This window comes from Vibrio sp. KMM 9700 (genome assembly GCF_058545285.1).
Map to the genome: position 1 here is coordinate 776,070 of NZ_CM178589.1, position 13,088 is coordinate 789,157.

Sequence of the window (13,088 nt, forward strand, 5' to 3'; positions counted from 1 at the left end):
AAAAGCCTCGCTTGCAAAAATTGCAGCGAGGCTTTTTTAGTTTGTGAGCTTACTTGAGATTAGCGCTTAGGCATCACTCAAGCAGCTTAAAGTAAAAAGTTAAAGCACAACAAGCTCAACTTTAATATTGCCACGGGTCGCATTTGAATATGGGCAAACTTGATGCGCCTTTTCAACTAGCTCACGTGCGCTTTCTTTATCTAACTCAGGAATTGTAATGGCAAGTTTAACTTCAATTCCAAAACCGCCTTCTACTGGGCCAATGCCAACTTCTGAATCAACTGTGGTTTGCGCTGGCAGAATATATTTTTGCTGACCCGCAACAACTTTTAATGCGCCGATAAAACAAGCGGCGTAACCTGCTGCAAATAATTGCTCTGGGTTAGTGCCTTGACCATCATCACCACCTAAACCTTTTGGCGTCGATAGCTTAAGATCCAGACGTCCGTCATCTGAAGCGGCATGCCCTTCACGGCCACCTGTTACTTGTGTTTTTGCTGTATAAAGAACTTGTTGAACCTGTTTCATAAAAACCTCTAATTTATTTTGTATGCAAACTAACTAAATACAAGATACCAGATTATTATTTGTATGCAAAGTATTTTTAGTTTTATTTTTTTCCTATATAATGCTCCCGACTTTATTACTTATAGGTTTGTTATGTCCGACGCGCCGCAACTAAAACTCAAAAACCAAATTTGCCATCGCCTTTATATCGCCTCCAATGGGATCACTCGCTTATACAGAGAGCCATTAGAAGCACTGAATTTAACTTACCCGCAATACGTTGTGATGCTCGCGCTTTGGGATCAAGACTTATGGCAAGGCAAAAATATTAGCTTGCACGATCTACTCCAAGTTACCTACATAGATGCCGGCGCGATGACATTGATATTAAAAAAACTGCAAACCAAAGGCTTTATAACGATCGCCCCTGATCCTGATGATCGTCGCCGTAAGTTCATTCGTTTAAGCGCTGCAGGAAATACATTAAAACAGCAAGCCTTGACGATTCCAGAAAAAGTTCGCTGCCAAGCAGCTGGGTTTTCTGATCAAGAAGCGCAAGATTTAATCCGCCTGCTAGATAAATTAAACCTATCTCTAAATTAGAATGGTGCGCACGCAAAGCTCGCCCTATACTGGCTCAATGACTTATAAAAACGACTCACTATGAAAAAGATAACCCTTGAAGTTTGTATCGATAACCTTGAATCTTTGCCTCTTGCCATAGGTGGTGGCGCAGATAGGATCGAGCTTTGCTCTGCACTCGCTTTAGGTGGACTGTCACCAACATATGGCATGATGAAGCGTGCTCGGGAGCGCACTCAAGCGCCGATTTATGCCATGATACGCCCACGCCAAGGGGATTTTGTGTTTGATGAAGATGATATTCAAATCATGATTGAAGACATTAAAGCCGCTAAATATGCCAAGCTAGATGGCATAGTGATTGGCGCGCTCACGCCACAAGGCAAAGTAAATAAAGAAGTCTGTCAAAGGTTAATTGAAGCGTCTAAACCTTCAAAAAATCCAACCGCAGAAGATATTTGCGCCGGAGAGCATACGCTTGGGATCACTTTTCATCGCGCATTTGACCAATGCCAAGATCCACTCCAAGCGCTTGAGGATGTGATAGAACTGGGTTGCGAGCGAGTGCTGACTTCAGGCCTTGCGTCAATAGCTTTGCAAGGCGTGGATGTTTTAAAAACGCTACACCAAGCGGCAAGTGGCAGAATTTCGATTATGGCAGGCGCTGGCGTAAACGCTGAAAATGCGCAGGAAATTTTACGTCAGACTCAGATTCATGAGCTGCATTTATCAGGAAAATCCACTCGTCCATCCGTCATGGAATATATCGCACAAGGCGCCACAATGGGTGCAAGTGATTGTGATGATTACCAAATCCCAGTGACGGCGCAAGAGTCTATCCAAGCAATCAAAGATGCCATCCAAGCTTTTCAGTCGTGATTTAGCTGCATACACAAAACAAAAAGCCAAGCGCCGACTCATTGCATCAGTTGCAAGAATCAAGGGCTTGGCTTTTAATTGGCTCTAAATCAGGATTGAACTGTAAATCAGGATTGAACTGTAAATCAAGGTTGGCTATAAAAGCCTGACTTAGTCAAAATCAATTTCAACAGCGTCAAATTCATTACCATTAGCAGTCATTTCAACTTCAATGCGTTTGCCAACAACCAAATCATCCGCACTAAAGGTGATACCATCGTCTTTTTCAAAAATAGTTGTCTCTGTGACATTCACTGTCCAACGGTTATTGACAATAAACCAGCTTTTATCAACCCCTACTTCTGTGATTTTACCTTCAACTTCAATTAATTGAGTATTAGAACTGAGGTTGTAGTCATCTTCCATATCCAAGTCATTCGCTAAAATCTCACCATTGGCATAGCTTGAACCTTCCACTTCAACAAGGCCGCCATTTTGTAACTCACGAATATCATCAGAGTCTATATCGCTCGCATTTGAAAAATTCACACTTGCACCATTTACAAACTCAAAGTGACGCATGCTAGTGTCAAGGTTTTCAATTTTTCCATAATGAAGCACAAAGTTACCTGTTGTTTCAAAACGGCTTAATGAGTTTACGACGAAGCTTGAATCTGTATCGATAAAGCCAGTTAAGATAACGGAATCACCTTCATTAATGGCGCTAGATAAGTCGTGGTTAAAAGTTTGACCATTAACAGTTAGTGAGCTTGCTGTGACATTTTCAGCGATGCCGATGACGTCTGCTTCCACTTCAATTTCTGAAATAGTATTCGTCGTGCCACGTTTTAGCTCAATATCAAGTTCCATATCAGTGCTAAGATCAGATAAGCTTAAATTTTCATAACGATCTGGCGCGCCATCCAGTTCGATTTCAACATTTGATGCGAGTGAATAAGTGACACCATCAATACTAAGTTGGTTATTTTCTGTATCTATACTGTCTGCTTGACCAATATAGTGAACGGTTTTTGTGTCATCATTATTGCTGCTTGAACTACTAGAGCCGCCGCCACCACCGCCACAAGCTGCTAAACCCAGAGTCATGAAACCAACTAAAATTAGATTTTTTTGCATATTCTTATCTCTTAAATTATTAAACTTCGGTTAAAGCGGCTTTACCCTTACCTGCAAGAAGGCTTAAGCAGCGAATACCGAGATATTAATAGAAGAGATGTGAAGCAAACGTGAAGGTTAGTAAAAACCTATAAATATAAAAAACTCAAATATGCGCATCTAAATCACCTTTTTGGTGACGAATGTCTTTGCCTTTGACCGAATAAACAATATATTCACAGATATTTTGGCAGCGATCACCGACTCGTTCGATCGATTGAGCGACCTTTAACAACTGCAATAATTGTGGGATCTTTGTGGGATGAGTTTGCATCGCAAGGACGATATTCTTTTGATAATGGCTATAGGCGTCATCTAACTGAGTATCCATTTGATAGATTTGCGCTGCCGATTCAATATCCATACGCGCAAAAGCATCCAAGACTAAATGCAGCATATCTACAGCTATTTTGCCTAAAGGTGCTAACGCGCTGATGTGGCCTAAAGAATCCTTCGTTAGCTCAAACTGGGCAATTTTGGCAATCTGGTTTGCCATGTCTCCAATGCGCTCAAGCTCAGGTGAGAGCTTAATCGTCGCCATCACCATACGCAAGTCACGCGCTGTCGGCTGACGCTTAGCAATAATTCGAGTGCAGTTTTCGTCGATCAAAAGCTCCATCTGATTGACTTGCTTTTCATCTATGCCCACTTGTTTTGCCAAGTCGATATCTAGCTTTAAAATTGCAGCCATAGCGCAGGTTAGTTGCTGCTCAACCAAGCCGCCCATAGCTAAAACTTGGGTGCGCACAGCTTCGAGCTCAATTTGAAACTGCCCTGAAATGTGACGACTTACTTGCATATTTTCTTATCCATAACGTCCGGTAATATAGTCTTCTGTTTTTTTCATTCTTGGTGAAGTAAAAATAGAATCCGTATCTGAATATTCAATTAGTTCGCCCAAATGCACAAATGCCGTATGATCACTCACCCTTGCCGCTTGCTGCATATTATGGGTCACGATCACCACAGTATATTGCGCTTTCAAATCATTAATCAGCTCTTCTATGGTTAGAGTCGAAATCGGATCTAGCGCAGAGGTTGGCTCATCTAAAAGTAACACTTGTGGCTCAATCGCAATCGCGCGGGCAATCACAAGGCGTTGCTGCTGCCCACCAGAAAGGTGAAAAGCATTTTCATTTAATCTATCTTTTACCTCGCCCCACAAGGCTGCAGCGCGAAGTGAGCTCTCAACGGCATCATCTAATACGCGCGAGTCTTTGATCCCTTGCAAACGCAGTCCATACACAACATTTTCATAAATAGATTTAGGAAACGGGTTAGGACGCTGAAACACCATCCCAATACGACGCCTTAGTTTAGCTATATCCGTATTAGGCTGATAGATATTCTCACCAGCCAAATAAATTTCACCTTCTACGCGGCAGCCATCAATTAAGGCATTCATTCGATTCAGGCAACGCAGTAGAGTCGACTTGCCGCATCCAGAGGGTCCAATCAATGCCGTGACTTGATTTTTAGGGATCTGCATACTGATATCAAAAAGCGCTTGTTTTTGACCATAGAAAAGATTTAGATGTTGAATATCTAAGGCCACCTGCTCGGGCTTAAGTTGATGCACATCGAGCACATCATGGTTTAGTAAATCTATATTTAAATCAAACATATTAAGCCTTAATCTTGACTCAGAAGTCGATATTTTTCACGTAAATTATTACGGATCATAATTGCGCTAATGTTAAGCATGACTACGACACTAATCAGCAAAGCTGACGTCGCATAAACCAAAGGACGGACTGATTCTATATTCGAGTTTTGAAAACCTAAATTATAGATATGAAAACCTAAGTGCATAAATTTACGCTCTAAATGCAAATAAGGGAAGTGCCCATCCACAGGTAAGCTGGGCGCAAGTTTCACCACACCAACCAACATTAAAGGCGCCACTTCACCTGCGGCTCTCGCAACGGCTAAAATCAACGCGGTTAAAATCGCAGGGGTAGCCATAGGCAACACAACTTTCCATAAAGTTTCAAACTGAGTGGCACCCAAAGCATAGGAAGCATTACGCATCGAACTTGGGATCCGGGATAAGCCCTCTTCTGTGGTCACGACCACAACTGGCAAAGTCAAAATAGCTAAGGTTAATGCCGACCATAAAAGCCCCGGCGTCCCCCACGTTGGACGTGGCAAGGCATCTTGATATAAAAACGTATCGATACTACTGCCTAAGGTATACACAAAAAAGCCTAAACCAAAAACGCCATAGACAATCGAAGGCACTCCAGCAAGGTTGACGATAGCTACCCGGATAAGTTGAGTGAAGCGGTTTGGCTTTGCATATTCATGTAAATATACCGCGCAAATGACCCCAAATGGCATAACTAAAATAGACATCAGCAAAACTAAGAAAATCGTGCCAAAAATAGCAGGAAAAACCCCGCCTTCACCGGTTAGGCCACGTGGATCATCGGAAACAAAGCTCCCCAATTTTTTGAACCAATGGATGAGTTTTTGGCTAAAGCTCATTTGGTTTGGGTACCAAGCATCTGCAACCTCAGATAAAGGCACATCAATAACTTGCTCACTCATATCCTTCACGATTAAAAAGCGGGAACTGAGGCGCTTTTGTAACTCTGAAACTTGAGCTTGTAAGTGCGTCAACTGCTCAGTTAATCTCGCTTCTTGCCGAGCCAAAGACTGCAACTCTTGAGCACTCTGAATACTGAGATCAGTTTGAGATTTTCGATTCAAATTATTTTTTTTGTTAAGCACTGATTCAAGTTGATACGACACTTGTTGGAGATCGTTTTTTTGTAGCTCTTGGATCTGCTTTCTGATCTCAGTAGCAAAGATTAACGCTTGCTCAATTTGCTGGTCAAAGGCTAAATCTTGGCTATGCGTCATCCCTTTTAAGCCAACAACACGGCCAAAAAAATCCCCATCATGAATTCTATCTAGTACCACAAGATCCTCTGGCGTTTGCGGATTAAATAAATCAAGCGCAAGCACTGACACCACATCGTGTGGGTATAAATCACGGTTAGCGACTTTGACGCTTAGCCGCTCCACAGACTCATCTTTTATCGCCTCTTCTGGCCACTCACGCTCTTGATAGCTTAAATATGACAAAGGCACTTGCGATCTTTGATAGATTTGGCCAATAAAAATTTTGCCATCTTTATCTTGCCATTGGGTGAGCTCTGCCGGCCAAAAGTAAGCAAGCCCTTTCCAGCCTATCATCAGCAAGAGTGCGAGTACGGAAAGCAAACTTAGGCTTACACTGCCGGCGGTGATCCAGACCCAAGGGCGACCTTGGAAAAACCAACCCGCGCTGCGATCTTTTTTATTTTTGGTGATAAGTTTAGTCATTTATCAATATCATTCGTTTATTATAATGCCTTATATTTTTCTCTTAACCTGATTCGTATCACTTCAGCAAGCGAGTTAAGAATAAAGGTAAAGCCAAATAAAAGCAGCGCGGCTAAAATTAAAATTCGAAAATGGCTACTGCCAACATCCGACTCAGGCATTTCGATTGCGATATTGGCAGCCAGACTGCGTAGCCCCTCAAAGATATTCATTTCCACCAATGGCGTGTTTCCTGTTGCCATCAGCACTATCATGGTTTCACCAATCGCGCGTCCAAACCCTATCATTGCAGCTGAAAATATCCCAGCACTTGCTGTGGGCAGAACAACAGTTTTCAGGGCTTGCCAAGGCGTTGCGCCGAGTGCACGAGCGCCATCAGAAAGGTGTTTAGGCACAGAGAAAATTGCGTCTTCTGCAAGGGTAAAAATACTTGGGATCACCGCAAACCCCATGGCAAAACCAACAATTAAGGTATTGCGCTGCACATAGTTAATTTCATGTTCAGCCATAAATAGCTTCAAATCACCATTAAACCACCATAATTCAAGCCAGTGTGAATAACTAAATAATAAATAAATAGTCAAGGCTAGAATCGGCATCAATAAAATCGACAACCAAGATTCAAGATGACGCTCTTCAATATGTGAATAACGGCTCAAGCAATTTAAAATCGGCGTCGAACTGGCGCGCCAAAGTAACGCGCAGCCTAAAAAGCAAAACGGCACGACTAAAAAGAGCAACAAAGTTGCAAGTAAGTTATTTTCAACAAATGGTGCTAACCAAACCCCAGCAATAAAACCTAAGATAACACTCGGCAGTGCTTCCATTAACTCAATGCTAGGTTTAACTATTTGGCGAATCTTCGCCGACATAAAATAAGCGGTATAAATTGCACCGCACAGAGCAATTGGCAAGGCAAATATCAAGGCTAAAAATGCAGCTTTTAAAGTGCCAAAAACCAAAGGAAAAAGGCTGTATTTTGACTCCACCTTTTCATTGGTGGTGACGGATTGCCAAATAAAGTCTGGTTCATCATATCCTTCATACCAAACTTTGGACCATAAACTGCGCCAAGATACATTGGAGTGCACCTTATTGACTTGATATAAGCGCCATTTTGATTGTCCCAATGTAAATAAGTACTTACCTTGAATCGAGAACTTAGCAAAGCGAACACTTTGGGCTATTTTTTGGTCCACAAACAAGGCTTCACCGGTTGTGGAATAAAAAAGATCAAGCAGTCCTTTATCATGCAAACGATAGAAACTTTTATCCTCTGGGCTTGGGATAATTTTAAAATCATTATCAAGCTGAGCTTCTTCCTTCGTCACACTAAAGCTGCGGATCTTCTTGAAATGCCGCTTGTCTTTTTCTCGCACTTCAAACCATTGGCTAACTTGTCCATTGGCATAACTAAAAAGTAACGACTGACCACCTGTGAGTAAATCGGCATTCATAGGCGCAAGTTTCCCTTGCCAAGAAACATCTAGTTGCTCACTTAACTTAAAGCTTGCTTGATTCTTCGTGAGCTGCAAATGATATATAAAAAGATTCGCATCATGTAACAGGTATAATGTTTTACCTTCATTGCCAAGTTGATACCAAGTCGCTTGATCTAATTTAGGTAAAGCAATATCAAGCATTTGATAACTGGCTTCGTCTTGATTAAATTGCTGCTCTTTTTGAAGTAATTTGGCGCGCCACTGATTTTGCTCTGAGCGGCCGATAAACACACTCTCGCTATTTGAAATATAAAAGCGAAAATCTTTTAGCTGATTTAGCCCTAGATGAACCGACCCATAGCTAAATTTATGAATGTCTTGTAAACCAACCGAAGAAATTTGAAATGGTGCAATCTCACCGCTTGCATTGGCATAGGCATACCAAGAGTTAAGGTCTGATCCTTGACTAAAGCTTACCGGCTCGCTTTGCATGCTCACCATTTTACTCGCATCAAATGCACTTTTTGCCGCGTCTAAGGTTAAATCTTCACGATAAATATTGCCTTCTTTATCGAATAGATAAATAAATTTAGCCTGCGCCGACAAGTGAAGGTCATATAAACTTTGTGAGGTTCGAATATCATCTTGCGCCAGCATTTTCAATTGCGCAGGTTTAAACAAAGGCAGGACAGCCAGCATGAAATATAAAATTAAACCGGCCAATGCAACCAATACACTTAACCCGCCGATATTGACAAGATAGCGCTGCAACTTGTCATAGAAATCACGACGGCGATCGCGCATATGGGATGATTGGGCATTAAATTGCATGAAAAGCCTTCGGTTTCGACATAGGTAATTAGATTAAGACTGGTATTTTTGATCAACTTGCTAGCGCATACAAGTTTATGTCATTTACGTGACAAAAATATGAAGGTATTAAACCTTCCTTCTATTAATAAAATTCATTTTATACATCATATAGTTACTTTATCTGAATCGCAGTCAATGACATGTTAAAAAGTACATCAACTGGCTAATTTCTTGCGTCTTGAAATATTTTTGTCATATAAGATACCTAGACTCAAGATGAAGCGAATTATAAGCAAATATTTAGAAAATATAGTTTCACCACAAAAGAATGTAATTATTTGAATTCTTATGAGCTTTTACTATCACTCTGGTGCATCTTTACTAGTTATGCCACACAAAAGCCAGTAATATGGTTAAAAATTTGCTGACTTTGAATAAAATGGATCTTCTGATGAGTACACAAAAAAAAACACCAAGTACAAGCAAAAATACCACCGATAAAAAGAAAAAAAACGCCTTATCTAAGCAAGCTGCTACGATTGCTGCAGAAGATAATGCCAACCCACCTCGCCCTGAAAAACTTTATATTCCAAAAGAAATCAGCTGGCTCTCTTTTAATGAGCGTGTGTTGCAAGAAGCGGCAGATAAAACTGTCCCTTTAATTGAGCGTGTCCGCTTTCTAGGTATTTACTCAAGTAACCTTGATGAATTTTATCGTGTTCGCTTTGCTGCGGTAAAACGTCGTATTTTGATCAGCCAAGAAAATAACTTCCCAAGTGATGAGCACAAGGAATTGCTCAAAGAAATTCAAAATAAAGTCATGGCGTCAAACCAAGAATTCGATGCCTTATATAATGAACTGATTTTAGAAATGGCGCGACGTGGGATATTCCTCGTCAATGAAACCCAACTCCATCCAAGCCAAGAAGTTTGGGTCAAAGAATATTTTAAGCGCAAAGTTTTACCCCACATTACGCCTTTGCTTATCACCAAAGAAATGGATCTGTTGAAATTCATTAAAGATGAGCATTCGTATCTAGCTGTGCAACTGGAAAAAGGCGATGAAAAACATTATGCTTTGATAGATATCCCAACCGATCATCTGCCACGCTTTATTCTCGTTCCAGAGCCAAAAGGCAAGCGTCGTAAGACCATTATTTTGCTCGATAATATTCTACGTTTTTGCTTAGATGATATTTTCCGCGGCTTTTTCGATTACGATAATCTTGAATGCTACACCTTAACCGTCACCCGTGATGCGGAATATGACTTACGTTATGAAGTCGAGCACAGCTTACTTGAGCAAATGACCGAAGGGGTCAGCCAGCGCTTAACTGCGATGCCAGTACGCTTTGTATATCAACACGATATGCCAAATGAGCTGGTCGGTTATATGTCTGAAAAACTGCAGATGAGCCATTATGATAGTTTAATTCCAGGCGGACGTTACCATAACTTTAAAGACTTTATTGGTTTTCCAAATGTCGGCCGCAGCTATCTTGAAAACCCGCCACTGCCACCATTATTGAGCGCAAGCTTTGAAGGTTATGCCAACAGCTTTGATGCGATTGCTGCGCAAGATATTTTGCTTCACTACCCGTACCATAGCTTTGAACACATCACAGAACTGGTGCGTCAAGCTTCGTTCGACCCAAAAGTGCTCAGCATTAAGATCAATATTTATCGTGTTGCAAAAAATGCTAAGCTGATGAATTCATTAATGGATGCGGTGAAAAATAGCAAATCCGTTACGGTAATTGTTGAACTTCAAGCTCGTTTTGATGAAGAAGCAAACATTGAATGGTCAAAAGTGCTGACCGATGCTGGCGTGCATGTCATCTTTGGTGCCCCAGGGCTTAAAATTCACTCTAAGCTGCTATTAATCACTCGTCGTGAAGATGGTGATATTCGCCGCTATGCGCACATCGGAACCGGTAACTTCCACGAAAAAACAGCGCGTATTTATACTGACTTTTCCCTTCTTACCGCCGATCCTGCTATCAGTGATGATGTGCACAAGGTGTTTGAATATATCGAAAACCCATATAAACCCGTCAAGTTTGATCACCTGATTGTCTCGCCGCGTAACTCGCGCATTCGCTTATATCGCTTAATCGATGCTGAAATTGCCAATGCGAAGGCGGGTAAAAAATCCGGTATTACTTTAAAAGTAAATAACTTAGTAGATAAAGGCTTGATTAATAAGCTTTATGGCGCAAGCTCTGCGGGAGTCAAAATTAAAATGGTGATCCGCGGCATGTGCTCTCTTGTGCCTGGGGTTGAAGGCGTGAGTGATAATATTGAAATCATCAGCGTTATTGACAGATTTTTAGAGCACCCACGCGTGCTGATCACTGAAAACGATGGCGATCCTAAAGTCTTTATTTCATCTGCTGACTGGATGACGCGTAATATTGATCACCGCATCGAAGTTGGGGTGCCAATTTTTAATCCTGAGCTGAAAAAGCGCATTATCGACATAGTAAATATCCACTTTACTGACACCATGAAAGCCCGCGTGATCGATAAAGAAATGTCGAATAACTATGTACCACGTGGCAATCGCCGTAAGCTAAGATCTCAACTTGCGACCTATGATTTTATTAAACAGCTTGAGAAAAAAGAGCATAAAAAACGTCAAAAAGAGATCCTAGCTAGGCAGGCGCTTGAAAATAAAGAAGCAAGCGAAGACAAATAGCCATTAAAACCCTAGCCAAAACTATGCAAAGGAAAAGTATCGTCAACTACTTAGAAAGGCTAAGACTGTATTGCACCCTTGATAAATTTCGATTATCTTTTCCTTATACATAGACTTAGGAATTACCTTATGCCGACATTAGTTCATGCGGAAAAACATCGCCATATTGCAGCGATCGACCTTGGTTCAAATAGCTTTCATATGGTCGTTGCGAAAGTGATCCGTCAAGAGTTGCAAATCATCAGCAGCCATAAGCAGCGCGTACGTCTTGCGCAAGATATGGATGAAGACAAAAACATTGACGATGCAGCGATGGAGCGCGGCTTAGATTGTTTAGAAATGTTCGCTGAGCGCTTGCAAGGTTTTGATCTTGAAGATGTACGTATCGCGGCAACACATACCTTACGTCGGGCTGCAAATGCGCATTTATTTATCGAAAAAGCCAAGCAAGTGATCCCATTTCCAATTGAGGTGATTGCCGGACAAGAAGAAGCGCGTCTGATTTATCTTGGCGTGGCGCACACCCAACCTGAATGGAAACGCAAACTTGTGGTCGACATCGGCGGCGGTAGTACTGAGCTTATTGTTGGGCATGAATTTGAAGCCGAGCACTTAAACAGTAAGCAAATGGGTTGCGTGAGCTATACCGATCGCTTCTTCCCACAAGGCAAACTTTCACAAAAACGCTTTAATCAAGCTATATTAGCTGCCGAGCAAAAACTTGAAGCACTTAGCCAAACCTATCGTAATTATGGTTGGGATGCAGCGCTTGGTTCATCTGGCACAATTAAAGCGATTCGTGAAGTCATTATTGGCCTAGGCCATGGTGATGGACGTATTACCCTTGAGCGCTTACACGAAATCATAGCCAAAATCACTGATGCAAAACGTTTAGAAGATTTAGACTTGGTTGGCCTAAGCATTGACCGTAAACCTGTTTTTGCTGCCGGCGTAGCTATTTTAACAGGGATATTTAATAGCTTAAAAATCAAGAGTATGTGTTTTTCTGATGGCGCTTTACGTGAAGGTCTTTTGTATGAAATGGAAGATAGATTCCAACGCACCGATATTCGCATGCGCACCACAGAAAACCTCGCACGTAAGCATGCGGTTGACTTAAACTATGCCAATCAAGTGCGCCTGCAAGCGAAGAATTTTTTGCACCAAGTTGCAGATGACTTTGGTATCGATAAGCAAGGTGAGCTTTCAACCTTACTTGGCTGGAGCGCCCTCTTGCATGAAGTGGGTCTGAGCATGAATTATTCAGCTTATCACCGTCATTCTGCCTATATTCTATATAACACGAACATGCCAGGCTTTAACCAAGAGCAGCAAAGAGTCGTGTCTATTTTGGCAAGATTTCAGCGTAAATCATTAAAGCTAAAAGAAATGCCACAACTTGTGCTATTTAAAAAGAAACATATCTTGCCATTGATTGCGATTTTACGCCTTGCGATTGTGCTCAATGTACAGCGCTCACCAACGCCGCTGCCGGACGTGCGTTTATCAATTATCAAACAAGAAGATGATGAGCCGATTTGGCATCTAAGTTTCGAGGAAGGTTATCTCGAAGAAAATAGCTTATTGTGCGCCGATTTACATGTTGAGCAAGGCTATTGGCAAGCGATTGGTTGGAACTTAAGCTTTGATTAACAAACATTGTTGCTAATACGCCGGCACAC

10 protein-coding genes are annotated in these 13,088 nt (G+C 41.6%); 4 read left to right on the forward strand and 6 right to left on the reverse strand.

Annotated features, from left to right (window positions below; translation table 11 throughout):
• Positions 1-99: 99 nt before the first annotated feature.
• Positions 100-528, reverse strand: coding sequence for an organic hydroperoxide resistance protein (locus AC2VOY_RS03505; protein ID WP_491832255.1), 429 nt, complete (start codon positions 526-528; stop codon positions 100-102).
• 132 nt (positions 529-660) lie between these two features.
• Here AC2VOY_RS03505 and AC2VOY_RS03510 point away from each other — a divergent pair, with 132 nt between their 5' ends.
• Together AC2VOY_RS03510 and AC2VOY_RS03515 are read left to right on the forward strand one after the other, a co-directional pair.
• Positions 661-1,110, forward strand: a complete 450-nt coding sequence (locus tag AC2VOY_RS03510; RefSeq protein ID WP_491832256.1) for a MarR family winged helix-turn-helix transcriptional regulator — start codon at positions 661-663, stop codon at positions 1,108-1,110.
• A 60-nt stretch (positions 1,111-1,170) separates the two neighbouring features.
• Positions 1,171-1,968, forward strand: a complete 798-nt coding sequence (locus AC2VOY_RS03515; protein ID WP_491832257.1) for a copper homeostasis protein CutC — start codon at positions 1,171-1,173, stop codon at positions 1,966-1,968.
• 150 nt (positions 1,969-2,118) lie between these two features.
• Here the strand turns inward: AC2VOY_RS03515 and AC2VOY_RS03520 are convergent, their stop codons facing one another.
• The 5 genes from AC2VOY_RS03520 to AC2VOY_RS03540 all read right to left on the reverse strand — a co-directional run bounded on the left by AC2VOY_RS03520 (position 2,119) and on the right by AC2VOY_RS03540 (position 8,726).
• Positions 2,119-3,084 carry a DUF5666 domain-containing protein gene (locus tag AC2VOY_RS03520; protein ID WP_491832258.1) on the reverse strand — a complete coding sequence of 322 codons (966 nt, stop codon included), beginning with the start codon at positions 3,082-3,084 and terminating at the stop codon, positions 2,119-2,121.
• Positions 3,085-3,229: 145 nt separating this feature from the next.
• Complete coding sequence (gene phoU, locus AC2VOY_RS03525) at positions 3,230-3,922, reverse strand: phosphate signaling complex protein PhoU (protein ID WP_491832259.1); 693 nt, start codon at positions 3,920-3,922, stop codon at positions 3,230-3,232.
• 6 nt (positions 3,923-3,928) lie between these two features.
• On the reverse strand, positions 3,929-4,747 hold the full coding sequence (gene pstB, locus AC2VOY_RS03530) for a phosphate ABC transporter ATP-binding protein PstB (protein WP_491832260.1): 819 nt from the start codon (positions 4,745-4,747) through the stop codon (positions 3,929-3,931).
• Positions 4,748-4,755: 8 nt separating this feature from the next.
• Entirely contained in the window at positions 4,756-6,453 is a 1,698-nt protein-coding gene (pstA, locus tag AC2VOY_RS03535; RefSeq protein WP_491832261.1) for a phosphate ABC transporter permease PstA, read from the reverse strand.
• Positions 6,454-6,473: 20 nt separating this feature from the next.
• Positions 6,474-8,726 carry an ABC transporter permease subunit gene (locus AC2VOY_RS03540; RefSeq protein ID WP_491832262.1) on the reverse strand — a complete coding sequence of 751 codons (2,253 nt, stop codon included), beginning with the start codon at positions 8,724-8,726 and terminating at the stop codon, positions 6,474-6,476.
• Between the two features lie 433 nt (positions 8,727-9,159).
• On the opposite strand from AC2VOY_RS03540, the gene ppk1 reads away from it, so the two are divergent.
• The gene (gene ppk1 / locus AC2VOY_RS03545) at positions 9,160-11,406 is read left to right on the forward strand and encodes a polyphosphate kinase 1 (protein WP_491832263.1); all 2,247 of its coding nucleotides are present in this window, start codon (positions 9,160-9,162) and stop codon (positions 11,404-11,406) included.
• Positions 11,407-11,535: 129 nt separating this feature from the next.
• On the forward strand, positions 11,536-13,059 hold the full coding sequence (gene ppx, locus AC2VOY_RS03550) for an exopolyphosphatase (RefSeq protein WP_491832264.1): 1,524 nt from the start codon (positions 11,536-11,538) through the stop codon (positions 13,057-13,059).
• The last annotated feature ends 29 nt before the right edge of the window (positions 13,060-13,088 follow it).